At 69.5% G+C, this 22,862-nt stretch carries 24 protein-coding genes; 16 read left to right on the top strand and 8 right to left on the bottom strand.

The features are described from left to right. Positions 1 to 38: 38 nt before the first annotated feature. Complete coding sequence (locus tag VV867_RS07435) at positions 39 to 584, bottom strand: C40 family peptidase (protein ID WP_256595835.1); 546 nt, start codon at positions 582 to 584, stop codon at positions 39 to 41. 204 nt (positions 585 to 788) lie between these two features. Between VV867_RS07435 and VV867_RS07430 the strand changes: the two genes are divergently transcribed. Together VV867_RS07430 and VV867_RS07425 are read left to right on the top strand one after the other, a co-directional pair. Beyond that, complete coding sequence (locus VV867_RS07430; RefSeq protein WP_109933443.1) at positions 789 to 1,487, top strand: AzlC family ABC transporter permease; 699 nt, start codon at positions 789 to 791, stop codon at positions 1,485 to 1,487. Then, positions 1,484 to 1,798, top strand: coding sequence for an AzlD domain-containing protein (locus VV867_RS07425; protein WP_089392164.1), 315 nt, complete (start codon positions 1,484 to 1,486; stop codon positions 1,796 to 1,798). Before VV867_RS07430 ends, VV867_RS07425 begins: the two co-directional genes overlap by 4 nt. A 423-nt stretch (positions 1,799 to 2,221) precedes the next feature. Here the strand turns inward: VV867_RS07425 and VV867_RS07420 are convergent, their stop codons facing one another. Next, a complete protein-coding gene (locus VV867_RS07420) occupies positions 2,222 to 2,551 on the bottom strand; it encodes an antibiotic biosynthesis monooxygenase family protein (protein WP_328566008.1) in 330 nt (109 codons plus the stop codon). After that, positions 2,548 to 3,270, bottom strand: coding sequence for a CTP synthase C-terminal region-related (seleno)protein (locus tag VV867_RS07415; protein ID WP_275630141.1), 723 nt, complete (start codon positions 3,268 to 3,270; stop codon positions 2,548 to 2,550). The genes VV867_RS07420 and VV867_RS07415 overlap by 4 nt, the downstream gene beginning before the upstream one ends. Positions 3,271 to 3,375: 105 nt before the next feature. On the opposite strand from VV867_RS07415, the gene VV867_RS07410 reads away from it, so the two are divergent. The 6 genes from VV867_RS07410 (at position 3,376) to VV867_RS07385 (ending at position 7,996) form a co-directional block, all read left to right on the top strand. Further along, positions 3,376 to 4,260 (top strand): LysR family transcriptional regulator, encoded by an 885-nt coding sequence (locus VV867_RS07410; RefSeq protein ID WP_328566007.1) that lies wholly within the window; start codon positions 3,376 to 3,378, stop codon positions 4,258 to 4,260. Positions 4,261 to 4,340: 80 nt separating this feature from the next. Then, positions 4,341 to 4,604 (top strand): DUF6021 family protein, encoded by a 264-nt coding sequence (locus tag VV867_RS07405; RefSeq protein WP_328566006.1) that lies wholly within the window; start codon positions 4,341 to 4,343, stop codon positions 4,602 to 4,604. Between the two features lie 81 nt (positions 4,605 to 4,685). Continuing rightward, a complete protein-coding gene (locus VV867_RS07400) occupies positions 4,686 to 5,087 on the top strand; it encodes a GFA family protein (protein ID WP_328566005.1) in 402 nt (133 codons plus the stop codon). 84 nt (positions 5,088 to 5,171) lie between these two features. Further along, the gene (locus VV867_RS07395) at positions 5,172 to 6,308 is read left to right on the top strand and encodes a saccharopine dehydrogenase family protein (protein WP_328566004.1); all 1,137 of its coding nucleotides are present in this window, start codon (positions 5,172 to 5,174) and stop codon (positions 6,306 to 6,308) included. 129 nt (positions 6,309 to 6,437) lie between these two features. Beyond that, entirely contained in the window at positions 6,438 to 7,610 is a 1,173-nt protein-coding gene (ubiM, locus tag VV867_RS07390; protein WP_328566003.1) for a 5-demethoxyubiquinol-8 5-hydroxylase UbiM, read from the top strand. 65 nt (positions 7,611 to 7,675) lie between these two features. Then, positions 7,676 to 7,996: a DUF2025 family protein gene (locus tag VV867_RS07385; RefSeq protein WP_109933425.1), complete on the top strand. Its 321-nt coding sequence runs from the start codon at positions 7,676 to 7,678 to the stop codon at positions 7,994 to 7,996. 850 nt (positions 7,997 to 8,846) lie between these two features. On the opposite strand, the gene VV867_RS07380 is transcribed toward VV867_RS07385, so the two are convergent. Next, the gene (locus VV867_RS07380; protein ID WP_328566002.1) at positions 8,847 to 9,605 is read right to left on the bottom strand and encodes an SDR family NAD(P)-dependent oxidoreductase; all 759 of its coding nucleotides are present in this window, start codon (positions 9,603 to 9,605) and stop codon (positions 8,847 to 8,849) included. 123 nt (positions 9,606 to 9,728) lie between these two features. Here VV867_RS07380 and VV867_RS07375 point away from each other — a divergent pair, with 123 nt between their 5' ends. Continuing rightward, positions 9,729 to 10,628 carry a LysR substrate-binding domain-containing protein gene (locus tag VV867_RS07375; protein ID WP_328566001.1) on the top strand — a complete coding sequence of 300 codons (900 nt, stop codon included), beginning with the start codon at positions 9,729 to 9,731 and terminating at the stop codon, positions 10,626 to 10,628. Positions 10,629 to 10,645: 17 nt separating this feature from the next. Here the strand turns inward: VV867_RS07375 and VV867_RS07370 are convergent, their stop codons facing one another. Continuing rightward, the gene (locus VV867_RS07370; RefSeq protein ID WP_328566000.1) at positions 10,646 to 11,287 is read right to left on the bottom strand and encodes an HD domain-containing protein; all 642 of its coding nucleotides are present in this window, start codon (positions 11,285 to 11,287) and stop codon (positions 10,646 to 10,648) included. A gap of 279 nt (positions 11,288 to 11,566) precedes the next feature. Here VV867_RS07370 and VV867_RS07365 point away from each other — a divergent pair, with 279 nt between their 5' ends. The 5 genes from VV867_RS07365 (at position 11,567) to VV867_RS07345 (ending at position 15,653) form a co-directional block, all read left to right on the top strand. Beyond that, entirely contained in the window at positions 11,567 to 12,133 is a 567-nt protein-coding gene (locus tag VV867_RS07365) for a YfiR family protein (RefSeq protein WP_328565999.1), read from the top strand. Next, positions 12,130 to 13,437: a diguanylate cyclase domain-containing protein gene (locus tag VV867_RS07360; protein WP_328565998.1), complete on the top strand. Its 1,308-nt coding sequence runs from the start codon at positions 12,130 to 12,132 to the stop codon at positions 13,435 to 13,437. Before VV867_RS07365 ends, VV867_RS07360 begins: the two co-directional genes overlap by 4 nt. After that, positions 13,412 to 13,915 (top strand): OmpA family protein, encoded by a 504-nt coding sequence (locus VV867_RS07355; RefSeq protein WP_109936457.1) that lies wholly within the window; start codon positions 13,412 to 13,414, stop codon positions 13,913 to 13,915. The genes VV867_RS07360 and VV867_RS07355 overlap by 26 nt, the downstream gene beginning before the upstream one ends. A 9-nt stretch (positions 13,916 to 13,924) precedes the next feature. Continuing rightward, entirely contained in the window at positions 13,925 to 15,031 is a 1,107-nt protein-coding gene (gene zapE / locus VV867_RS07350; protein ID WP_109936458.1) for a cell division protein ZapE, read from the top strand. Positions 15,032 to 15,149: 118 nt separating this feature from the next. Further along, positions 15,150 to 15,653 carry a VOC family protein gene (locus VV867_RS07345; protein WP_328565997.1) on the top strand — a complete coding sequence of 168 codons (504 nt, stop codon included), beginning with the start codon at positions 15,150 to 15,152 and terminating at the stop codon, positions 15,651 to 15,653. A gap of 250 nt (positions 15,654 to 15,903) precedes the next feature. Here the strand turns inward: VV867_RS07345 and VV867_RS07340 are convergent, their stop codons facing one another. Both VV867_RS07340 and VV867_RS07335 read right to left on the bottom strand, forming a co-directional pair. Next, complete coding sequence (locus tag VV867_RS07340) at positions 15,904 to 18,366, bottom strand: TonB-dependent siderophore receptor (RefSeq protein ID WP_442965007.1); 2,463 nt, start codon at positions 18,364 to 18,366, stop codon at positions 15,904 to 15,906. Between the two features lie 210 nt (positions 18,367 to 18,576). Next, positions 18,577 to 19,581 (bottom strand): FecR family protein, encoded by a 1,005-nt coding sequence (locus VV867_RS07335; RefSeq protein ID WP_328565995.1) that lies wholly within the window; start codon positions 19,579 to 19,581, stop codon positions 18,577 to 18,579. A gap of 160 nt (positions 19,582 to 19,741) precedes the next feature. Here VV867_RS07335 and VV867_RS07330 point away from each other — a divergent pair, with 160 nt between their 5' ends. Beyond that, positions 19,742 to 20,224 carry a sigma-70 family RNA polymerase sigma factor gene (locus VV867_RS07330; RefSeq protein ID WP_109936462.1) on the top strand — a complete coding sequence of 161 codons (483 nt, stop codon included), beginning with the start codon at positions 19,742 to 19,744 and terminating at the stop codon, positions 20,222 to 20,224. A gap of 1,108 nt (positions 20,225 to 21,332) precedes the next feature. Further along, positions 21,333 to 22,346 carry an ABC transporter substrate-binding protein gene (locus VV867_RS07325; protein WP_328565994.1) on the top strand — a complete coding sequence of 338 codons (1,014 nt, stop codon included), beginning with the start codon at positions 21,333 to 21,335 and terminating at the stop codon, positions 22,344 to 22,346. 1 nt (position 22,347) lies between these two features. On the opposite strand, the gene VV867_RS07320 is transcribed toward VV867_RS07325, so the two are convergent. Next, positions 22,348 to 22,854 (bottom strand): tail protein X, encoded by a 507-nt coding sequence (locus tag VV867_RS07320; RefSeq protein WP_109936464.1) that lies wholly within the window; start codon positions 22,852 to 22,854, stop codon positions 22,348 to 22,350. Between the last annotated feature and the right edge of the window lie 8 nt (positions 22,855 to 22,862).

Below are 22,862 nucleotides of genomic sequence, written 5' to 3'. Positions count from 1 at the left end.
AATAACCGCGAACATGAGGGAGTGGCGTGGATGGGCCTTCAATGCCTGAACCGCCGCGCCGTGGTGAAATTGCGATCCCAGTAGCTGTTGCTCAGCGAGTCGATGCGCACCGTCTTGCCGCTGCGCGGCGCGTGGATGAAGCGGTCATCGCCCAGGTACAGCCCGACGTGGCTGACCCGCGCGCCGCCATTGTGGCTGAAGAACACCGCATCCCCCGGCTTGAGCGCATGGCGCGGCACCTGGCGGTGCTTCTGGTGGATCATCGAGCGGGTGGTGCGCGGCAGTTCCAGGCCGATTTCCTTGCGGAACAGGTAGACCAGCAGGCCGCTGCAATCGAAGCCGGTCTTCGCCGAGGTGCCGCCCCAGCGGTACGGCGTGCCCACCAGTTGCCGCGCGCTCTGCAGCAGGCGGTGCATGTCGCCGTCCGGCACCCCGGGCTTCAGGCCGGGCTGTGCGCCGGGGCGGAAGAATTGCGCCAGGCTGCCTTCCTGCGACTGGTAGCTGCGCCAGGCGGGCGCATCCAGCAGGTCGGCCGAAGCGAACAGGGGTGACAGGCAAATCAGCAACAGCAGGAAACTACGCACGACAGGTACCGCAGGGAAGCATTAGGAACAGGGCGTCATCCTAGGCATTCGGTGCGTGAGCGGTCAGTCGGAAAATTCGCCTGTACCAGGCGGAAAATACCAATCGGTGCCGGGGGCGCAGCCTGCAACTGCGCAAGAACGTTCAAGGCGGGCGCTGGGGGTTTCTGCCAAGCTGGTGGCCTCACTGCCTCGAAAGCATCATCCATGTCACAACAACTGCTTCCCTCCCGCGCCTTCCTCAAGGGCGCCATCGCCATCATGCCGCTGTCCATCGCGGTGCTGCCCTGGGGCCTGCTGGCCGGCTCCCTGGCCATCGAGGCCGGGCTTTCGCCGCTGCACGGCCAGGGCCTGTCGGCCATCGTCTTCGCCGGCGCCGCGCAACTGGTGGCCATCGGCATGCTCAAGGGCGGCGCCGGGTTCTTCTCGATCATGATCACCACGCTGCTGCTGACCTCGCAGCACCTGCTCTACGGCATGAGCATGCGCCCGGTGATCGCCGACCTGCCCGGGCGCTGGCGCCTGGGCCTGGGCTTCCTGCTCACCGACGAGTTCTTCGCCCTGACCAGCCAGCACGACCGCGAGACCTTCAACCGCTGGTACGCCCTGGGCGTGGGCCTGACCTTCTACGTGGCCTGGAACCTCTTCACCCTGGCCGGCGTGCTGCTGGGCAGCAGCATCCCGGGCCTGGAGCACCTGGGCCTGGACTTCTCCGTGGCCGCCACCTTCGTGGCGCTGATCGCGCCGGTGGTGCGCAGCGTGCCGACGGTGGTCTGCGTGGCGGTGTCGCTGTTCTGCTCGGTGCTGTTCAGCTACTGGCAACTGGGCTCGGCCCTGGTGCTCTCGGGCCTGGCGGGCATGACCGCGGGCTTTTTCTGCAACAGGTTCAGCGGGAGGTCGGCATGATGGTCTGGGCCGTGATCGTCGGCATGGGGCTGATCGTCTTCTTCAACCGCTACGTGTTCCTCGAACCGCGCCTGCCGATCCGCCTGGGCAGCAACGTCCGGCAGTTCCTGGGCTTCGCCGTGCCGGGCATGCTCACGGCCATCTGCGGGCCCATCGTGTTCCTGCCCGAACACCAGTTGAACCTGCGCCCGGACAACCCCTACCTGCTGGGCTCGCTGGTGGCGGTGGGGCTGGTGCTGTGGACGCGCAACACGCTGCTCAGCGTGCTGCTGAGCATGGGCGTGTTCTTCCTGCTGCGCTGGTGGCTGTAGGGCGCATAACGCCCCAAGCGTTATCCGCCGTCGTCCTGGCGCCGATGTGCCAGCCAACGGCGGATAACCGCGAACGGTTATGCGCCCTACGGTCAGGCACGCCCATAGGAGCGGACTCCGCCCGCGATCGGGCCTGCAGGATGACGCCGGACTTCCCGACAACGCCGGACGGCTCCCTCTCCCGCTTGCGGGAGAGGGCTGGGGAGAGGGTGCGGAACCCCGCCCGGCGCCGATGTCCCGGCTAACGGCGGTACGGTCAGGCACGCCCGTAGGAGACTCCGTCCGAGATCGGGCTTGCAGGATGACGCCGGACTTCCCGACAACGCCGGACGGCTCCCTCTCCCGCTTGCGGGAGAGGGCTGGGGAGAGGGCGCGGAACCCCGCCCGGCGCCGATGTCCTGGCCAACGGCGCACGAAACCCCTTCAACCCTTACGCTCGAACCCATACGCCCGCTCGACCTTGGCCACCCGCACGGCGAAGCGCTCGTACCAGTCCCGCCGCCCAGCGTCCCGCGCCAGCCGGTGCTCGGCATGCTCGCGCCACAGGCGAATGCTGTCCTCGTCCCTCCAGTAGGACACGGTAATGCCCAGCCCATCCGCCCCGCGCGCCGACTCCACGCCGAGGAAGCCCGGCTGCGCGGCGGCCAGCTCGACCATGCGTTCGGCCGCCTCGCCATAACCGGCCTCCACCGGCGTGCGCAGGGAGGTGAAGATCACCGCATAGTAGGGCGGCTCGGGCGTCGTGGCGCTCATGCCGCGCTCCTCGCATACTGGTTGGCGGCGCGCAGGAAGGCCTCTGCCAGCGGCACGCTGACGCCGGCCAGGGCCTTGCGCTCGGGTTGGAACAGGGTGGCGACGAAGAACGGATGGTCGCTGGCCTCCAAGGCGCGGATGCTGCCGTCCTCGCCGTGGGCGGTGGCGTGCAGGGCGTCGCCGAACAGCGCTTGCTGGTACTCCGGGTTGACGCCGTAGCTGCAGCGGTAGCCTTCGCGGATGCTCGGCTTGCCGTAGACGCTGGCCAGGCGCGAACCCGGCTGCAGGCGGATGTCCTCGCGCACCTCGATCAGCGAGCAGGGTAGGGCGTGGATCACCGGCCGTGCCGCGCGGGGTTCGACCTCGCCGTGGGCGGCGTCGTCCCAGCCCAGGACGTTGCGGGCTCGCTCCAGCAAGGCGTGCTGGAAGCCGGCGCAGGTGCCCAGGTAGGGCACGCCGCGGGTGCGCGCATGGGCGATGGCGCGCAGCGCGCCCTCGGTGCTGCGGTAGGGGCTGCCGGGGGTGCACCAGAAGCCGGAATAGGCGTCCAGCGCCAGGCCGTTGGCCAGGCGCGCGGTGTCCAGCCACTCCAGGCGCAGGGTGCCGGTGTGGGGCAGCAGCGACTGCTGCAGCGCCAGGGGAATGGCCCAGTGCGCGGTGACCCGGCTGTCGCGGTCGCCGATCAGGCCGATCCGCAGTAGTTTCCGCATCTTCCGCATCGCTCCTTCCCCCTGCGCTGGCGCCCGTTGGCGGGCTTCGCTGGGCAATTTATAGTTGCGCCGATGCAATCGAAATGGGCGGTTGCGCAATTCAAGAGTGCGCTCATGCAATATCGACTGGAATACGCCGACCTTTCCCTGGTACTGGCCCTGGTGCGCGGCGGCACCCTGGCGCGGGCCGCGGAGTTGCTGGCGGTGGACGTGTCCACGGTGTTCCGCGCCGTGCGCCGGCTGGAGAAGGCCCTGGGCATGGCGCTGTTCGAGAAGGGCCGCGCCGGCTACCTGCCCGGCGCCACCGCGCAGCAGCTGGCGCGCCAGGCGGAACTGGCCGAGCAGGCCCTGGAGGCGGCGCGGGTGGGCCTGGAGCAGGGCCGCGAGGTGCTCAGCGGCACGGTGCGCCTGACCTGCACCGACGCCGTGCTGCACGGCCTGCTGCTGCCGGCCCTGGGCCGTTTCATGGGCGGCTACCCCGGCCTGCACCTGGAGCTGTCCACCTCCAACGCCTTCGCCAACCTCAGCCGGCGCGACGCCGACGTCGCCCTGCGCCTGACCACCGCGCCGCCGGACTACCTGGTGGGCCGCTGCCTGGGCGAGGTGCGCTACGCACTGTGCGCCCACGAGGACTACCTGGCCACCCAGGCCGGGCGCGACTGGAGCGAGCTGAGCTGGATCGCCCCGGACGAGTTCATGCCCGACCACCCCAGCGTCGCCTGGCGCCGCCAGCTGTACCCGGCGCTCACCCCGGCCTACCGCTGCGGCAGCATCCTCTCGGTACTGGAACTGTGCAGCGCCGGCCTGGGTCTGGCGGCGTTGCCGGACTACCTGCTGCGCGAAGGCGATGGCCTGCGCGTACTGCAGCACGACCTGCCGGGCTGCGGCACCGCGCTGTGGCTGCTGACGCGGCCGGACTGCCGGGCCCTGCGCACCGTGGTCACGCTGTTCGAGGAACTGGCGCGGCACATCCGCCTGCCGCAATCCATCGGGCGCTGAACGACCACCCGACGAACAGAACGAACCCGGGGCGGCCGGCGGCCCTCCAATGGCCATCCCCGCATCGACCGGAGGTCGCCATGAACCCGACTCTGCACAAATGGCTGGGCAACCCCTGGCCGCAACGCGACGGCGACAATGCCGCCCGTGGCCTGCCGGGCTACCCGCGGGACGCCGAGCAGGACGCGGAAATCGTCAGGAGCCTGGGCTTCGACCCCGACTCGCCGGACCTGGCCGACCCGCAGATCGACCCGCCGCAGCCGCCACACCCGCCCCGCGAGGGCCCCAGCCCGCAGCGCCACAAGCGCGCCCCGGGCGAGCAGTACCCGCCTTACGGCGATTGAGCCCTGCCCCCCGGACGGCGGGGCTGCGCGGCGCCGGCACATGCCCTAGACTGCCGCTTTGCGCAAGCCGAGGAGCAGGGCATGTACCAGGGAAGCTGTCTGTGCGGGGCCGTCGCCTTCGAGCTGGAAGGCGAGCTGGCGCCCATCCAGGTCTGCCATTGCGGGCAGTGCCGCAAGGCCCAGGGCGGGCCCTTCGCCACCAACATCCCGGTGCGCCGCGAGGCCTTGCGCCTGCTGGCCGGGCAGGCGCAGCTGCGGGCCCATGAATCCTCGCCGGGCAAGCGGCGCTGGTTCTGCGCGGACTGCGGCTCGCCAATCTACAGCGAACGCGATGCCTTGCCCGGTATCCTGCGGTTGCGCGCCGGCACCCTCGACGGCGAGCTGCGCACCCTGCCGAAGGCCCACTACCACGTGGCCTCGGCGGCCAACTGGTGGCCGCTGGACGACGACCTGCCGCAGCATCCCGCCGGCAAGCCCGGCTGAACGAGGCGGCGTTTGTCATGTTCGCAGCACCCGACGCACGTTACCCTATGGGCCGCCTGAATGGCTGATCGTCAAGGAGGAACGATGTCGGCATCACCCAGCCGCTTTCGCGTCATGGTGCTCGGTGGCTATGGCAATTTCGGCAGCCTGATCGTCCGCCGCCTGGCCGGCGCGGAGGGCATTCGCGTGCTGGTCGCCGGGCGCGACCAGAAGCGCGCCGGCCTGCTGGCCGCGGAGGTGGGCGGCGAGGCGGTGTGCCTGGACATGAACCAGCCGACCCTCGCCGGGCGCCTGCGCGAGCTGCGCGTGGACCTGCTGATCTCCACCGCCGGCCCCTTCCAGGCCCAGGACTACCGGGTGGCGCGCGCCGCGGTGGCAGCGGGGGCGCACTACGTCGACCTGGCCGACGCCCGCCAGTTCGTCTGCGCCATCGGCGAGCTGGACCGGGCGGCGCGCAGCGCCGGGGTGCTGGTGTGCGCCGGCGCCAGCTCGGTGCCGGCGCTCAGCGCCGCGGTGGTCGATGAACTGCTGCCGCGCTTCGCCCGCCTGGACGCCATCCACCACGGCATTAGTTCGTCGGCGAAGATTCCCGGCCAGGCCACCCTGGCGGCCGTGCTCGGCTATTGCGGCAAGCCGTTGCGCCAGTTGCGCGACGGCCGCTGGCAGGCGGTGTACGGCTGGCAGGACCTGGTCGCCCATTGCTTCCCGGCGCCGCTGGGGCGCCGCTGGCTGGCCAACTGCGACGTGCCCGACCTGGAACTCTTCCCGCAGCGCTACCCGACGGTGCGCGAGGTGCGCTTCGGCGCCGGCCTGGGCCTGCGCACCACGCATTTCGGCACCTGGGCGCTGTCCTGGCTGGTGCGCCTGGGCCTGCTGCGGGACGCCAGCCGCCTGAGCCCCTGGCTGCAGCGCCTGGCCCAGGGCCTGGAGCCGCTGGGCGACGGGCGCAGCGGCATGTTCGTGCGCCTGGAAGGCGAGGGCGCCGATGGCCAGCCCCTGCGCCTGTGCTGGGAGCTGCAGGCGGCCGACGACCACGGGCCGAACATCCCCTGCATGGCCGCGGTGGCCCTGGCCCGCAAGCTGGCGGCCGGGCGCCTGGACAAGCGCGGCGCCACGCCCTGCGTCGGCCTGCTGGGCCTGGACGACTACCTAGCCGAGCTGCAAGGCCTGAGTGTGCGCCATGGCCTGCGCGAGCTGGGGCCGCTGCGCCCCGGCGCCTGATGCCTCCAAGGGGGTATGCGCGCCGGCGCCGCAGGCCCATCCGCCGCCGGCTACTGATCCACGACAAGAAATGCGCCGATCGCCCGCCCTAGACTCCGGGACCGCCCATCCCCGCGAGAGGAGTCACCCATGCACGTGGATATCGCCATCGTCGGCGCCGGCCCCGCCGGGCTCTGCCTGGCCCGCGCCCTGTCCGGCCATGGCCTGTCGATCCTGCTGATCGAGCGCCAGGCCCGCGCCGCCCTGGCCGAGCCGGCGGAGGACGGCCGCGAGATCGCCCTGACGCACGCCTCGCGCAGCCAGTTGCAACTCCTGGACATCTGGCCGCGACTGGCAGCCAGGGACATCGCGCCGCTGCGTGACGCCCAGGTGCTCAACGGCCCCTCGCTGTTCGCCCTGCGCATCGATGCAGGCCTGGCCGGCGCCGGCCAGCTCGGCCACCTGGTGCCGAACCAGGCGATCCGCCGCGCCGCCTTCGCGGCGGTGGAAGATTGCGCCGACGTGACCCTGCTCGACGGGCATGCGCTGCAGTCCGTGCGCGTCACCGGCGAACGCGCCCGGCTCACCCTCGATGACGGCGAGCAACTGACCGCTGGCCTGCTGGTGGCCGCCGACAGCCGCTTCTCGGAAACCCGCCGCATGCTCGGCATAGGCGCGCGCATGGAAGACTTCGGCAAGACCATGCTGGTCTGCCGCATGGCCCACGCCAAGCCCCACCAGCAGGTGGCCTGGGAATGGTTCGGCTACGGCCAGACCCTGGCCCTGCTGCCGCTCAACGGCGACGTCTCGTCGGTGGTGCTGACCCTGCCGCAGCACGAGATGAACCCGATGCTGGCCCTGGACGAGGCGGCCTTCGCCCGCGACATCGAGCGCCGCTTCGAAAGCCGCCTGGGCAGCATGGCCCTGCTCGGGCCGCGCCATTGCTACCCGCTGGTGGGCGTCTACGCTGACCGCTTCGCCGGTCCGCGCTGCGCGCTGCTGGGCGATGCCGCGGTGGGCATGCACCCGGTCACCGCCCATGGCTTCAACTTCGGCCTGCAGAGCGCCCGGCGCCTGGCCGCCGAAGTGCTGGCGGCCAGGCGCAAGGGCAGTGACTGGGGCGCCGCCGGCCCCCTGCGCCGCTACGCCCTGGCGCACCGCCTGGCGACCTGGCCGCTGTACCAGGCCACCAGCCTGATCGCCGGGCTGTACAACGACCCGCGCCCGCCGGCGCGCCTGCTGCGCAATGCCGGCCTGCGCCTGGCCCAGGGCCTGCCGCCGCTGCGCCAGGCCATCGCCCGGCACCTGACGCAGAACGCCTGAAACAGACGGCCCGCGCCCGGGGGAGGGCGCGGGCCGCGAGCCAAGAAAGTACGGGAGGAAAGACCATGGCCCTGACATCCACCGACATCTGCGCCGCCGCCGATCGCCTGAAGGGCTTCGTCGGCTTCAACCGCAAGACCGGCAAGTACCTGGTGCGCTTCAGCGAGGACTCCTTCGGCCTCGACGTGGACGAGGACAGCATCGTCCCGGCCTGCGAGTTCGTCTGGGCGCAGAAGACCGGCGAGCTGATGACGCTGAGCCGCGAATGCTTGCAGATACTCCAGGCGCAGAACATCGCCGAGCGCCTGGAGTTCGGCGAGGCGCTGCAGACCTACCTGCGGCGCACCGACCTGCCGGAAATCTGCGCCCAGCGCCAGCTGAAGTAGCCGGTGCCGCCTGGCCGCGCTGGAGCAGAACAAGGCGAAAGCAGGCGAGGGAGCGTAATGCCGTTCATGGTTCAGCGAAGGCGGGAACGTAGGGCGAATAACCGTTCGCGGTTATACGCCGTTGGCCGTGCCACCGGAGCGTTCGGCGGGGTCGGTGAATCCAATCGCGGACGGAGTCCGCTCCTACGCTGGCCGAGCCATGCCATTCCCCTGTAGGAGCGCGCCCTGCGCGCGAATCGCGGGCAGGGCCCGCTCCTACGACCGTGCTTCCTGGAACCGTAGGAGCGGACTCTGTCCGCGATTCGGCGGATAACGCCGTAGGCGTTATGCGCCCTACGGGTTTCCAGAGAAACCTCCGCGCGCACCGGAACGCCCCTTCAGAAGGCCGAGCGAAACCGGCGCTCAGGAGGTCATGCGACATGGATGTCGCTAGAGCCCCGATGGGCTACAGGGACGTACCCTCGGGGCGGGCCTCCGTGGCGGGGGAATTCGCGAGGGTAGCCCGGCTTCATCGGGCCCGTATGCGGGGCAAGCCTTCTTGGTTACTTCTTTGGCGTTTGAAAGAAGTGACTCGCCCGAGGGGGCGAAACGAGAGACATCCGAGCACTCGGTGCGGCGCGCTACACCCAAACCCGACGTCTTTTTTGGGTTCCCGCGTTGCGGGATTGAGTGCAAGGGCTCGCAAACGAAGCCATAACCCCATCCCATATGAAAAATGCCGTTTCCCTCATGAAGAGAAACGGCATTCTTTCTTCAGTGAACAGCATCAGGCGAGGAAACGGAGTTCAGGCCACTTAATGAGCATCACTCGCCTGCTTATGCCGACGCGCAGCAGATCATGGACTGGTTCTCAGAGGAACATGCCGCCGGAGGCCTCCACCCGCTGGCCATTGATCCAGCGGCTGTCGTCGCTCAGCAGGGCGACCACGGCGCCACCGATATCGTCCGGCAGGCCGACGCGGCCCAGCGCGGTGTTGCTGGCGATCTGCCGGTTGAGTTCGGCGTTGTCGCGCACCAGGCCGCCGCCGAAGTCGGTCTCGATGGCGCCGGGGGCGAGGATGTTCACCGAAATACCGCGCCCACCCAACTCCTTGGCCTGGTACTTCGTCAGCACCTCCATCGCGCCCTTCATGGCCGCATAGGTGGAGTAGCCGGGCAGGGCGAAGCGGGTGAGGCCGGTGGAGACGTTGAGGATGCGCCCGCCGTCGGCGAGCAGCGGCAGCAGCTTCTGGGTGAGGAAGAAGGGGCCCTTGAACTGGATCTTCAGCAACTGGTCGAACTGCGCCTCGGTGGTCTCGGCGAAGGCCGCGTGGAGGCCGATGCCGGCGTTGTTCACCAGGTAGTCGAAATGCGGGCGGCCGAAGTGTTCCTTCAGCACGCTTTCGACGTTCCGGGCGAAGTCGGCGAAGCTGGCGCTGTCGGCGACGTCCAGGGGCAGCATCCGCACCCGGGCGCCGTGCTGCTCGATCTCGTCGGCGACGATCCGTGCCTCGTCGGCCTGGCTGCGGTAGGTACCGATGATATCGACGCCGGCGGCGGCCAGGTGCAGGGCGGCGTTGCGGCCCAGGCCGCGGCTGGCGCCGGTGATGAGGGCGATCTTGCGGGACATGGTCTGGCTCCTGTGTGGGGTGGCTTCCGGGGCAAGGTTATTGTCCTGGCTGGTGCTGATAAACACGGCGAAATCGGAAATACTGGTCGCTACAGCCGAACAATCCGCAGGCCTCGCCGCCCCATGATCAAGCCCGAACTGTTGCGCACCTTCGTGCGTGTCACCGAACTCTCCAGCTTCAGCCAGGCCGGCGAGCAGCTGGGCCTGCCGCGCTCCAGCGTTTCCGAGCAGGTCCGGCAACTGGAGGGCCTGCTCGGCACCCGCCTGCTGCAGCGCACCACCCGCAAGGTCCGGGCGACCCAGGACGGCCTGGTGTTCTACGAGCGTAGCAAGGCGCTGCTGGCGCAGATGGACGAACTGCAGGGGCTGTTCCGCCGCGACGGCGAGGTGCTCGCCGGGCGCCTGCGGGTGGACATGCCGACCATAGTGGCGCGCAAGGTGGTGATGCCGCGCCTGGGCGAGTTCACCGCCCGCCATCCGGGCCTGGAGCTGGAGGTGAGCAGCACCGACCGCCGCGTCGACCTGGTGCGCGAGGGCTTCGACTGCGTGCTGCGCATAGGCGGTGCCGCGGAGGCCTCCCTGGTGGCGCGGCCGCTGGGCGCCTTCGAGCAGATCAACTGCGCCAGCCCCGCCTACCTGGCCGCCTTCGGCACGCCCCGTGGCCTGGAAGACCTGGCCGGGCACCGCCTGGTGCACTACGTGCCCGTACTGGGCACCCGCCCGGCCGGCTTCGAGTACCGTCGCGAGGGTGCGACGCACTTCCTGCCGATGGCCGGCAGCGTGACGGTGAACAACGCCGAGGCCTACGAAGGCGCCTGCCTCGGCGGGCTGGGGCTGATCCAGGCGCCGCGCCACGGCCTGCAGGACTACCTGGCCGACGGCCGCCTGGTGGAGGTGCTGCCGGACTTGCGCCCGGCGCCGCTGGAGGTGACGCTGCTCTACGCCCACCGCCAGCAGCCACCGCGGGTAAGGGTGTTCATGCAGTGGCTGCAGGGGCTGGTGGAGGAGGCGGCCGGCCGCTGAGCCGGCCGCGCGCCTGCTCAGCTCGGCCAGTCCGAATCGAGGATGATCCGGCAGAAGTCGATGCGTTCGAAGTGCGCGTCCTTCAGCGCCAGGACGTCGGCCTTGACGTTGCCGAAGGTGGTCTGCGGCTTGTCCTTGATGCCCTGGTAGAAGGCCTCGATGATGTCGTTCTTGAAGTCGCCGCCGCGCGGGTGGGCGGCCACCACGGCGTCGCGCACCGCGCCGGGGAACCCGGCGTAGTCGATGCCCAGCACGTCCATCTCCACCCCGGCGGTGACCAGGGCGATCTCCGCCCGCATGTGCTGCGGGATGCCCGGCGTGGTGTGCAGGGCGATGGCCGTCCACACGGTTTCCACGTCGCGCTCGGCGATGCCGTGGCTGCGCAGGAACTCGGCGGCGCAGTCGGCGCCGTCCACCTCGAAGCGCTCGCACTTGCTGCAGTAGCGCGGCAGCAGCCCCATGTCGTGGAACATGGCGCCGGCGTAAAGCAGCTCGGCGTCGTACTTCAGGCCCCGGCGCGCGCCGGCGAGCGCGCCCCAGTAGTACACCCGCGAGGAGTGGTGGAACAGCAGCGGGGTGGCGGTGTCGCGCACCAGTTCGGTGATTTCCCGGGCGAGCGGGCTGTCGGGGACTTTCACCCCCTGGATGTCGAGCGTCATGGTGGCCTCCTGATGAGTGTCGCGGCGATGTCGTGCCGTACATCCATTGGAAGTCCATAGCGCTTTGGCAGCAATCGACAGGGTGGATCGAATCCTGCCAACCGACGCCGATGCCCTGCCAGCCTTGTGGAATGAGATTCCGCTGAAAATGACGTCATAAAACTGACGAATCTTGTCGCGCGTCAAATCAGAAGTCGGTTGTTCGTCACATTCTTACAGCAATCCATTAAGATGCTGCGGGTTTTGTCGCCGTATTCCGGTCCTCGCCGAGCCGCCACCGTGTTCTTCGCTTCCACCGCCATCCGTCGCTCCTCTGTGCTACAACGCGCAGCGCTGCTGGCCCTGCTGGGCCTGGCGGCGCCCCTGTGCCTGGCGGCTTCCAGCGCCTCGGAGGGCGACAGCGCGGCCCTGCGCGGCATGTTGCTGGGCATCCTCAGCTACGTGCGCTGGCCGCGGGAGCCGCAGACCCTGGAACTGTGCGTGCTGGGCGCCAGCGAATACGCCGAGGACCTGCTGCGCCGGGGCAGCCTGCTGCAGGCCAGTGGCCGCCGCGTCGAGGTGCGCCGGGCCCAGGTGGACGACCCCGGCCTGGGCGAGCGCTGCAACGTGCTCTACCTCGGCAGGCTGGATGCGGCGCAGCGCCAGCGGGCATTCGCCGGGATCGCCGGGCACCCGGTGCTGTCGCTCAGCGAGGACGACCCCGACTGCAGCGTCGGCGCCGTGTTCTGCCTGGAACTCGGCGTCGCGCCGCCGTCCTTCGCGGTGAACCTGGATTCGGTGGCGCGCAGCGGCGTGCGGGTGCACCCCAGCGTGCTGAGCCTCGGCCGGCGGAGGGGCGAGCCATGAGCCTGCCACGCCTGACCGAGCGCCGCAGCACCCGGCGCAAGTCGCTGGGCCGCCTGCTGTACCGCGCGCACCTGGGGGTGGCCCTGGCCTCGGTGTGCATGGCCGGCCTGGCGGTGAGCGTGGTCGGCCTGCTCACCCTGCGCGCCTACGCCGAGCACAACCTGCACCTGATAGGCCGCTCGATGGCCTACACCGTCGAGGCCGCGGTGGTGTTCAACGACAGCGCCGCCGCCGAGGAGGCCCTGCGCCTGGTGGCCAGCACCGAGGAGGTGCGCCGCTGCGCCGTGTACGACGCCCAGGGCCGCCTGCTGGCCACCTGGGAGCGCAGCCACGGGATCAGCCCGCTGCGCCACTTCATCGGCCGCTGGTGGCTCAACCACGAGGAAGTGCAGCCCATCGTCCACGACGGCCGGGCGATCGGCGAGATCCGCCTGACCGGCACCGGCGGGCGCCTGCTGACCTTCCTGCTCACCGGCCTGGGCGGCATGCTCGGCTGCCTGGCGCTGACCGCCCTGGGCGCCTTCTACCTGTCGCGGCGCATGGTCAGCCGCATCGTCACGCCGCTCGACCGCCTGGCCCAGGTGGCCCACGCGGTGCGCCGTGACCGCCAGTTCTCGCGGCGCGTGCCCTCGGCGCGCATCGCCGAGCTGGACGAGCTGGGCGGCGACTTCAACGCGCTGCTCGACGAACTGGAAGCCTGGCAGCAGCACCTGGAGCGCGAGAACGCCTCCCTGGCGCACCAGGCCAACCACGACAGCCTCACCCACCTGCCCAACCGCGCCTTCTTCGAGGGCCGCCTGAGCCGCACCCTGCGCGACCTGGCCCAGCACGGCGGGCAGGCGGCGGTGCTGTACATCGACTCCGATCGCTTCAAGGCGATCAATGACGAACTCGGCCACGCGGCCGGCGACCGCGTGCTGGTGGCCATCGCCGAGCGCATCCGCGGCCAGCTGCGCGACAGCGACCTGGTGGCGCGCCTGGGCGGCGACGAGTTCGCCGTGCTGCTGGCGCCGCTGCCGGACAGCCGCGCGGCGCTGCACATCGCCGACGACATCCTGGCCAGCATGGCCGCGTCCATCGCCTTGCCGGACGGCAGCAGCATCACTACCTCGTTGAGCATTGGCGTGGCGCTCTATCCGCAGCACGGGCGCACCCAGGCGGAGCTGCTGCAGCGCGCCGACAGCGCCATGTACCACGCCAAGCGCAGCGGCCGCGGCATGCGCAGCCTGGCCGGCGAGGAAGCGGATTCCACCCCCGAGGACTACGAGGAGATAGCCCGTGATAGCCAAGCCCCTGAAACCTAGCCGCCTGTTCATCGGCCTGCTGCTGAGCCTGCTGCTGGCCGGTTGCCAGACGCCGCCCGCGCCGCAGAAGGGGCTGAGCGCCGAGCAGGTCGCCGTGCTCCGCCAGCAGGGCTTCGCGCTGGGCGAGGAAGGCTGGGAGCTGGGGCTGTCGAGCAAGGTGCTGTTCGGCAACAACCTCGACAACATCGACCCGCCCAGCCGCGGCGAGGTCGAGCGCATTGGCCGCGTGCTGCTGGGAGTGGGCATCGACAGGCTGCGCCTGGAAGGCCATACCGATTCCTACGGCGATGCAGGTTACAATCAGCAGCTCTCGGTGCGCCGGGCACAGTCGGTGGCCCAGGTGCTGGCCGGCATCGGCATGCCCCGGGAGAACCTCGAAGTCATCGGCCGCGGCATGCAGCGCCCGGTGGCGGACAACAGCAGCCCCGCCGGGCGCATGGAGAACCGCCGGGTATCCATCATCGTCCCGGCCGAGTAAGGAGTCGCCATGGAGCGGTCTTCGCCATTGGCAGCCTACCACCTGGCCCTGAGCGAACGGGGCTTCGTCGAGGACGACGCGCAACACCGCGCCGCGCAGCACCTGGAGGCCTGCCAGGCGGCCCTGCACCGTGGCGAGCGGCCGCCGGGCGTCTACCTGTGGGGGCCGGTGGGGCGCGGCAAGACCTGGCTGCTGGACCGCTTCCACGCCAGCCTGCGGGTGCCCGCGCGGCGCCAGCATTTCCACCACTTCATGCAGTGGGTGCACCGCCGCCTGTTCCAGCTCTCCGGCACCGCCTCGCCGTTGCAGGCCCTGGCCGCCGAGCTGGCTCAAGAAGTGCGGGTGCTGTGCTTCGACGAACTCTTCGTCAGCGACATCGGCGATGCCATGCTGCTGGGCGGCCTGCTGCAGGCCATGTTCGAGCAGGGCGTGGTGGTGGTCGCCACCTCCAACCAGCCGCCCGAGGGGCTCTACGCCGACGGCTTCAACCGCGAGCGTTTCCTCCCGGCCATCGCCGCGCTGGAGCGCCACATGCAGGTGCTGGCCACCGACGGCGGCCAGGACCACCGCCTGCACCCGGGCGCGCCGGTGCAGCGCTACTGGCTCGCCCGCGCCGGGGTGCCCAGCGCCCTGGGCTACGTGTTCGCCGCGCTGGCCGGCAGCGGCAGCGAGGCGCCGCTGGCGCTGGGCACCCGCGAACTGGCCGTGGTGCGCCACGGCCGCGGGGTGCTCTGGTGCCGCTATGCCGACCTGTGCGAACGGCCCTGGTCGGCCCAGGACTTCATCGCCCTGTGCGACCGCTTCCACGCCATCCTGCTGGGCGACATCCCCGAACTGGGCGGCGAGCGCCGCGAGGCGCGCATCGCCCGCGGCACCGAGGACGGCGCCCGGCGCGTGGTGGCCGGCGACCGCCAGTTGCCGGCGCTGTCGGCCCGGGACGACGGCGTGCGCCGCTTCATCGCCCTGGTCGACGAATGCTACGACCGCGGCGTGCCGTTGTACCTGGAGGCCGAGGTGACGCTGGAGGCGCTCTACACCCGCGGCGGCCTGGAGTTCCCGTTCCGCCGCACCCTGAGCCGCCTGCGCGAGATGCAGACCAGCCGCTTCGGCCGCTGAGCGGCGCGCACGGGCACGTTCGTCGGGCCTGTTCCAGACTTGTCGATCCCGCGTCCCGCCGGACGACCAGGAACAGGGCGCGGCCACGGTGGCCGCGCACCCGCCAGGAGACAGCCCCATGTCCCGTATCCAGCGCGTCACCCCCTGCCTGTGGTTCGACGACCAGGCGGAGCAGGCCGCGGCCTTCTACACGGCCATCTTCCCCAACTCGCGCATCGCCGCCGTCAGCCATTACGGCGAGGCCGGCCGGGAAATCCATGGCCGCCCGCCGGGCTCGGTGATGACCGTGGCCTTCAAACTGGACGGCCTGGCCTTCACCGCGCTCAACGGCGGACCGGTGTTCCAGTTCAGCGAGGCGCTGTCGCTGCAGGTGAACTGCGACAGCCAGGAAGAGATCGACCACTATTGGGAACGCCTGTCCGCCGGCGGCCCGGTGGAGGCGCAGCAGTGCGGCTGGCTGAAGGACAGGTACGGCCTGTCGTGGCAGATAGTGCCGGCGACGCTCGCGGACATGATGGCCGGCCCGGCGACGGCGGCGTCGCAGCGCGCCATGCTGGCGCTGCTGGGCATGAAGAAACTGGATATCGCGGCGTTGCGCCGGGCCTATGACGGGCACCCGTAGGGCGATTATCCGCCGCGGGCCGGGCACCGATGCGCGGGGACAACGGCGGATAACGCCGTAGGCGTTATGCGCCCTACGGGGGAATGGCATGGATGGCGTAGGGCGAATAACCGTTCGCGGTTATCCGCCGCGGGCCGGGCGCCGATGCGCGAGGTCGACGGCGGATGTCGTACCTCACGCAAACCTGTAGGAGCGGGCCCTGCCCGCGATTCGCGCGCAGGGCGCGCTCCTACAGGGGAATGGCGCCGGCCTACCAGGCGTACTTGACGCTGGTCAGCACCGTGCGGCCTTCGCCGGGGTAGCACTCGGCGATGTCGTCGCAGGTGGTCACGTACTTCTCGTCGAGCAGGTTCTGCGCGCTGAAGGAGAGGGTGACGTTCCTGTTCACCGGGTAGCTCACGCCAGCGTCGTACAGGGTGTAGTTGTCGACGTGGAAGGTGTTGCCGTTGTCGCCGTACACCGAGCCGGTGTAGCGCACCCCGCCGCCGACGCTGAGGCCGTTGGCCACGCCTTCGTGGAAGGTGTAGTTGAGCCAGGCCGAGGCCATGTGCTCGGGCACGTTGGCGAAGCGGTTGCCCTCGTCGCCGTTGTTGCTCTTGAGGATCTTGGTCTTGGTGTAGGTGTAGGAACCCAGCAGGTCCCAGTGCTCGTCGAGCTGGGCCTTCACCTCGGCCTCGATGCCGCGCGAGCGCACCTTGCCGGTGGCCTTCTGGAAGCCGGTGTTGACGCCGTTGACCACGTCGTTGGTGAGCACGTTGGTCTTCTCGATCTCGAAGCCGGCCAGGGTCAGCAGGACCTTGTCGGTGGGCTGGTACTTCACCCCGGTCTCCCACTGGTGCGCGGTGCTCGGCTCGAAGGTCTTGCCGTTGCCGTCGATGCCGCTGTTGGGCACGAAGGACTCGGAGTAGGCGACGTAGGGCGCCAGGCCGAAGTCGGTCAGGTAGGTCAGGCCGACGCGGCCGCTGAAGGCATCGTCCTTGGCCAGGGTGTCGCTGCCGCTCAGGTGGTCGTTGGTGCTGCTGCGCACGTTGTCGTAGCGCCCGCCGAGGGTCAGCAGCCAGTTGTCGTCGAACCTGATCTGGTCCTGGGCGTAGTAGCCGACGGCGTCGATGTCCTGGTCGTAGTTGACCTGGAGGGTGCTCGGGCGGTTGATGTTCAGGCCGTATTTCGGGTTGCTCGGGTCCAGCAGCAGCGGCAGGAAGTACGACAGGTTGGCCAGGCTCAGGCTCTCGAAGTAGCGCTTGACGTCGGATTCGGTGCGCGAATAGTCGATGCCGGTGAGCAGGGTGTGCTCGATGCCCGCGGTGTCGAAGTCGAACTGCAGCTGGTTGTCGACGGTGAAGGCGTTCATGTGCTCGTCCCAGCGCCGCGGCGAGCGCAGGACGTCGTTGGCCAGGGATGGGACCAGCGCGGCCAGGGCCGGCACGGCGCTCTTCACGGTGCCCAGCGGCAGCATGTTGTTGAGGATGAAGTCGACCTGGCCGTAGCGCAGGTTCTGGCGGAACTCGACGTTGTCGTTGAAGCGGTGGCGGAACTGGTAGCCCAGGGTGAACTGGTCCTGGTACGAGTGGTTGAAGCTGTGGTCGCCCAGCAGGGTGTTGTCGGTATGGCCGTACTGCGGGGTGTTGACCGCGACGGTGCCGCCGCTGTCGTCCTTCATGAAGCTGCTGAGAAAGGTGAAGCTGGTGTCTTCGTCCGGCGCCCAGGTGAAGGAGGGGGCGACGTAGTAGCGGTCGTCCTTGATCTCGTGGCCGTCGTCGTACTCGAACTCGGTGTTGGCCTTGCGCACCACGCCGACCACGCGGTACAGCAGGCTGCCGTCGTCGACCAGGCGGTCGCCGATGTCGAAGCGGCCCTGGATGCGGTCATGATTGCCGAAGCCCAGTTCCACCTCGTGCACGCCGGCCGCGGTGGGCAGCTTGCTGACGCGGTTGATGATGCCGCCGGCGTCGCCCAGGCCGAACAGCGTGGAGGACGGGCCGCGGACCACGTCGATGCGCTCCAGCGCATAGGGCTCGGTGCGGAAGAAGGTGTAGCTGTTGTTCAACTGGCGCAGGCCGTCGAGGTAGTCGCTGGTGGTCTGGCCGTTGAAGCCGCGGATGAACAGCCAGTCATAGCCCTTGGGGTCCTGGCCGTAGGTCTCCACGCGCACGCCGGGGACGTAGCGCAGGGCCTGGGTCACGCTCTGCACGCCCTGGGCGTCCATCTGCTTGCGGGTGATCACCGAGACCGACTGCGGGATTTCCAGCAGCGGGGTATCGGTCTTGCTGGCGCTGCCGCTGGTGCGCGGCACGTAGCTGTCGGTGCCCTCGGGGGCGGCGGTGACCACCTGGGCCGGCATCGCCAGGGTGTCGTTGCCGGCGGCGTCGGCGTCTAGCAGGGTCACGCGGCTGCCGTCGACCTGGTAGCGGATGCCGGTGCCGCGCAGCAGTTGCTCCAGCGCCCGCGCCGGCTCCATCTCGCCGTGCACGCCGGGGCTGCGCAGGTTCTGCACCTGGGCCTGGTTGAAGATGATCTGCAGGTGCGCCTGGCTGCCGAGGTTGGTCAGCGCCGAGGCCAGCGGCTGCGCCGGGATGTCGATGCGCACCGGCGCGGCGAAGGCGCTGGTGGCGCTCAGGGTCAGGCCGAGCGCGGCGGCGCCGACCAGGCGGGCCAGGGGGCTGCGCTTGCTGTGCAGGGGCTTGCGGTTCACTGGGACACTCCTATGATCCATGCAGTTTTGTTATTAATGCGAATGATTAGCCTTCTATGACGCAGCTACCGGAAAAAACCGGAAGACTTTTTTTTCGCGGGCATGGATTGGAGGGAGAAGCGACGGCTTTTCGTAACGGCTTTTCGTAGGAGCGAGCTTGCTCGCGAATCAGCCCCGCTGCAGAGTCCGTTCGCGAGCAAGCTCGCTCCTACGAAGAGACAGACGCAACGCTCAGAGCGGCGCGTACCTGCTGGCCAGGGTGATGCTGCCGTCGTCGTGCCGGCGCATTTCCAGCGGCAGCACCTTGGGCAGGGAGTCGACCAGCGCCTGCAGGTCGCTGGTGTCGTAGATGCCGCCGATGCGCATGGCCGCCACCACCGGGTCGTCCAGGCGCACCGGGCGCGCCAGGTAGCGGTTGATCTGCGGGATGGCCGCCTGCAGCGGCTGGTCCTGCAGCACCAGGCGGCCGTCGAGCCAGGCGATGGCGTCGCCGGGGGCCACCTGGGCCAGCTCGATCTGCCGGGTGGCGCTGCTGTAGCGGGCCTGCATGCCCGGGGTCAGCTGGGCGCTGTTGCTGTCCACGCCGGGCGGCGGGGTGACCACCACCGAGCCCTCGAGCAGGGTGACGAGCATCTGGTTGGCGTCGGTCCAGACGTTGAAGCGGGTGCCGGTGACGCGCACGCTGCCGTTGTCGGTGCGCACCGTGAATGGCTGCAGGCTGTTGTGGCTGACGCTGAAGTAGGCCTCGCCACCGCTGCCCAGGCGGGCGTCGCGGCGGTCGCGGTAGAGGGCGAAGAACAGGCTCGAATGGGCGTTCAGGCGCACCTGCGAGTCATCCGCCAGGCGCAGCTCGCGCGGGGCGTCCGTGGCGCTGTAGTAGCCGACGCGGGAGGGCAGCCAGCCGGCGGACCAGCCCGTCGACCAGACCATGCCCAGCGCCAGGCAGGCAACGGCCGCGGCAGTGGCGAAACGCCTGACGCGCGAGCGCCGCGGCCGCGCCGGGGCCCGGCGGCTGTGCGACAGGGGTTGGCGCGCCGGGGCCTGCAGGCGTTCGGCCAGGCGCCAGATCTCCAGCATTGCCAGGTATTCGTCGCGGTGCCGTGGGTCTTCCGCGCACCAGGCGTCGAAGGCATCACGCTCGGCCTGGGTGCAGTCCGCCTCGTGCAGGCGCGAGCACCAGCGCGCGGCTTCGGTGCTCAGGCTCTGGTCGTCGTGCTCGGCGGGGGGCTGGTTCATCGAAGGCTTCCACGGCTGGGCGGCGAAGTGCGCCCAGATCACTCTTTCTTTTCGGCTTGATGCGAGTGATTATAATTACGTCCGACCCGGACTGTCAGCCAGTACCGGCTGCGAAAGCCGATCTTACCCGCAAGCCCCCACCGGGCGGAGCGCTTTTTTCTTGATTCGCTACTACCAGGAACTGACCGCCTTCCTCAGTCGCACCCTGGGGGACCGCCACGCAGCCGCGGACCTGACCCAGGAGACCTTCCTGCGCTTGCTCGACCGCAAGGCCGAGGAGCGCATCGAACAGCCGCGGGCGTTCCTCTTCAAGACCGCCGTCAACCTCAGCATCGACCTGCGCCGGCGCGCGCGTATCCGTCGCAACGAGGACCTGGAGGCCCTCGACCGCGAAGGCTGCATCGACGAACGCTGCCCGCAGGCCGAGGCCATCCAGCAACAGCAGCTGCTGATGTTGCGCCGCGCCCTGGCGCAACTGCCGGAGAACTGCCGCGAGGCCTTCCTGCTGCGCAAGGTCGAGGGCTGTTCCCATGCCGAGATCGCCGAACGCCTGGGCATTTCCCGGGACATGGTGGAAAAGCACATCGTCAACGCCATGCGGCATTGCCGGCAGCGCCTGCAGCAGTGGGGTGGGCAGGCGTAGGTGTCGTGGTGGGAGCGGGGGCGCCCTACATGGTTGAGCTGCTTGGCGGTCAGGCACCATCCTCACACCTCGTCATTCCCGCGAACGCGGGACGCAGCTCCATCGCGAACAGCGCTTGCGCTGGCCCGAAGGGGAATAACCCAGAGACTTTTGGGTTTGGGTGTAGCGCGCCGCACCGAGTGCTCGGATGTTTCTTGTTTCGCCCCCTCGGGCGAGTCCCTTTTGTCAAACGCCACAAAAGGAACCAAAAAGGCTTGCCCCGCATACGGGCCCGATGGAGCCGGGCTACCCTCACGAACTCCCCCGCCACGGAGGCCCGCCCCGACATCCATGTCGCATGACCTCCTGAGCGCCGGTTTCGCTCGGCCTTCTGAAGGGGCGTTTCGGAGTGCGCGGAGGTTTCTCTGGAAGTCCAAAAGCCAGAGCAAGAGCGGGCGTGCTTTTGCTTTTCGTAGGATCGAGGGGGAGTGAGGAGTTTCAGGATGACTCTAGATTAGCCGCCCACTCCGAACGGCCCCCTCTCCCTTCAGGGAGAGGGTTGGGGAGAGGGCGCTCTCAACTCCAACACCGCAGCCACCGGCAAACCCCGTTCGCGAGCAAGCTCGCTCCTACAGTTCCAGAAGGGCATCGGCGCACAGGCCAACGGCGTATAACCGCGAACGGTTATACGCCCTACGAACTCGCCAGCTGACGTAGGGTTATCCGCCCACGCCGAACGGCCCCCTCTCCCTCCGGGAGAGGGCTGGGGTGAGGGTGCTCTAGAGCCCGCCGCGCAATCCCAACCCTGAATCGCAGACGAAAAAAAGGCCGTTACCGAGTCGCGGGGGAAGCGGGGAGTGGTAACGGCCTTGAGGCTTCAAAACCAGGCGAGCAACACCTGATGGGGTAATAAGCTAGCAAACTGTTCGCAGGCTAATGATGAATGCGCTTGATAGTGCATATGGGCCAGGGCGATGGTCCGCCGGCAGGCCCGGTTGCGGCGCGCGGCGCGAGTTTCGGCTATCAATACAGGGCGGCCCGCTTCGCGCGGGTGGCGACGCGGCGTGCTTGCCGGCGCGCCTTCGACCTGGCACCGGCCTCGTGGCCGGCTCGAAGAAGGAACGACCCGATGCATTCGATCACCCGCTGGCTGGGGACCGCGCTGCTGGCCCTGGGGCTCCTGGCGCAGGGCGCGCAGGCGGCCGAGGAACGCAAGCCCATCCATTTCGGCGAACTCACCTGGGAAAGCGGCAGCCTGATCACCGAGGTGCTGCGCCTGCTGGTGGAGCAGGGCTACGGCTACCCCACCGACACCTTGCCCGGCAGCACCGTGAGCCTGGAGACCGCGCTGGCGCACAACGACATCCAGGTGATAGGCGAGGAGTGGGCCGGGCGCAGCCCCGCCTGGATCAAGGCCGAGGCCGAAGGCAAGGTGGCCGGCCTGGGCGACATCGTGAAGAACGCCAACGAGGGCTGGTGGGTGCCGGACTACGTGATCCACGGCGACCCGGCCCGCGGCATCGCCGCCGCCGCGCCGCAGCTGAGCTCGGTGAGCGACCTGCCGCGCTACCGCGAGGTGTTCCGCGACGCCGAGGCGCCGGACAAGGGGCGCTTCCTCAACAGCCCCACCGGCTGGACCTCGGAGATCGTCAATTCGCAGAAGCTCAAGGCCTACGGCCTGGAAGACAGCTACGTGAACTTCCGCAGCGGCTCGGGCGCGGCCATGGACGCCGAGATCGCCTCGGCCATCCGCCGCGGCAAGCCGGTGCTGTTCTACTACTGGTCGCCGACGCCGCTGATGGGCCGCTACAAGCTGGTGCGCCTGGAAGAACCGCCCTTCGACGCCGAGGCCTGGAAGACCCTGGTGGACGCCAGCAACCCCAACCCGCGCGGCTGCCAGTCGCTGCCGGCGCGCCTGTCCATCGGCGTCTCGGCGGCCTTCCGCGAGGACTACCCGGACCTGGTGGCGCTGTTCCAGAAGGTCGACATCCCCATCGAGCCGCTCAATGCCGCCCTGGCGAAGATGAGCGAGACGCGCCAGGCCCCGCGCGACGCCGCCCGCGCCTTCCTCAAGGCGCATCCGCAAGTGTGGCAGGACTGGCTGCCGGAACCGGCGCGGGCCAAGGTCGCCGCCGCGCTCTGAATCAACCCTTGCCGAACCCCGCCTGCAGGTCCGCCAGGGCCTGCTTCAGGCCCTCGCTGGCGTCCTTCTGGCGCTGTTCCAGCTGCTTGGCGCGGGCCTCGCAGGCAGGGCCGAGGTCCTTGGCCAGCGCCTGCAGGGCGGGCTCCTTGGCGATTGCCCGGCGCAGCTCGGCGTCGCCCAGCAGCGCCTGGGCCTGCGCCAGCGCCTCCATGGCCTGGCGGTAACGCAGGGTCAGCTGCCTGGCGTAGGCGTCGAGGCCGTCGCCCAGTTGCGCGGCCACCTCGGCCTGGGGCCCCTGGCTGCCGGCCCGGGCCTTGGCGCTCAGCTCCGGCAGCGCCGGCAACTGCACCAGGGTGCCGCTGGGCAGGGTTGCCAGGTCGGCCAGCTGCGGATTCTGCCGGAGCAGGGCGCTCTCGACCTTCTCGCGCTGCTTCACCGTGAGCCGGCTGTACAGCTTGTCGGCGATTTCGCCGAGGCTCTTTTCACCGCGGAACGGGATGACGGGCATGCTGCACC

The sequence above is a fragment of the Pseudomonas sp. JH-2 genome (assembly GCF_036231725.1).
GTDB classification, from domain to species: domain Bacteria; phylum Pseudomonadota; class Gammaproteobacteria; order Pseudomonadales; family Pseudomonadaceae; genus Pseudomonas; species Pseudomonas delhiensis.
Note: the sequence above shows the minus strand (reverse complement) of the source record. Positions and strands in the feature narration are given on the sequence as shown.

What these genes read in the sequence shown, in the direction of transcription:
- VV867_RS07410 (WP_328566007.1), top strand. Translation starts at nt 3,376, where the DNA reads ATGCAATATCGACTGGAATACGCCGACCTTTCCCTGGTACTGGCCCTG.
- VV867_RS07425 (WP_089392164.1), top strand. Translation starts at nt 1,484, where the DNA reads ATGATGGTCTGGGCCGTGATCGTCGGCATGGGGCTGATCGTCTTCTTC.
- VV867_RS07340 (WP_442965007.1), bottom strand. Translation starts at nt 18,366, where the DNA reads ATGGATCATAGGAGTGTCCCAGTGAACCGCAAGCCCCTGCACAGCAAG.
- VV867_RS07420 (WP_328566008.1), bottom strand. Translation starts at nt 2,551, where the DNA reads ATGAGCGCCACGACGCCCGAGCCGCCCTACTATGCGGTGATCTTCACC.
- VV867_RS07360 (WP_328565998.1), top strand. Translation starts at nt 12,130, where the DNA reads ATGAGCCTGCCACGCCTGACCGAGCGCCGCAGCACCCGGCGCAAGTCG.
- VV867_RS07430 (WP_109933443.1), top strand. Translation starts at nt 789, where the DNA reads ATGTCACAACAACTGCTTCCCTCCCGCGCCTTCCTCAAGGGCGCCATC.
- VV867_RS07325 (WP_328565994.1), top strand. Translation starts at nt 21,333, where the DNA reads ATGCATTCGATCACCCGCTGGCTGGGGACCGCGCTGCTGGCCCTGGGG.
- VV867_RS07335 (WP_328565995.1), bottom strand. Translation starts at nt 19,581, where the DNA reads ATGAACCAGCCCCCCGCCGAGCACGACGACCAGAGCCTGAGCACCGAA.
- VV867_RS07320 (WP_109936464.1), bottom strand. Translation starts at nt 22,854, where the DNA reads ATGCCCGTCATCCCGTTCCGCGGTGAAAAGAGCCTCGGCGAAATCGCC.
- VV867_RS07385 (WP_109933425.1), top strand. Translation starts at nt 7,676, where the DNA reads ATGGCCCTGACATCCACCGACATCTGCGCCGCCGCCGATCGCCTGAAG.
- ubiM (WP_328566003.1), top strand. Translation starts at nt 6,438, where the DNA reads ATGCACGTGGATATCGCCATCGTCGGCGCCGGCCCCGCCGGGCTCTGC.
- VV867_RS07380 (WP_328566002.1), bottom strand. Translation starts at nt 9,605, where the DNA reads ATGTCCCGCAAGATCGCCCTCATCACCGGCGCCAGCCGCGGCCTGGGC.
- VV867_RS07375 (WP_328566001.1), top strand. Translation starts at nt 9,729, where the DNA reads ATGATCAAGCCCGAACTGTTGCGCACCTTCGTGCGTGTCACCGAACTC.
- VV867_RS07400 (WP_328566005.1), top strand. Translation starts at nt 4,686, where the DNA reads ATGTACCAGGGAAGCTGTCTGTGCGGGGCCGTCGCCTTCGAGCTGGAA.
- VV867_RS07395 (WP_328566004.1), top strand. Translation starts at nt 5,172, where the DNA reads ATGTCGGCATCACCCAGCCGCTTTCGCGTCATGGTGCTCGGTGGCTAT.
- VV867_RS07370 (WP_328566000.1), bottom strand. Translation starts at nt 11,287, where the DNA reads ATGACGCTCGACATCCAGGGGGTGAAAGTCCCCGACAGCCCGCTCGCC.
- zapE (WP_109936458.1), top strand. Translation starts at nt 13,925, where the DNA reads ATGGAGCGGTCTTCGCCATTGGCAGCCTACCACCTGGCCCTGAGCGAA.
- VV867_RS07345 (WP_328565997.1), top strand. Translation starts at nt 15,150, where the DNA reads ATGTCCCGTATCCAGCGCGTCACCCCCTGCCTGTGGTTCGACGACCAG.
- VV867_RS07405 (WP_328566006.1), top strand. Translation starts at nt 4,341, where the DNA reads ATGAACCCGACTCTGCACAAATGGCTGGGCAACCCCTGGCCGCAACGC.
- VV867_RS07415 (WP_275630141.1), bottom strand. Translation starts at nt 3,270, where the DNA reads ATGCGGAAGATGCGGAAACTACTGCGGATCGGCCTGATCGGCGACCGC.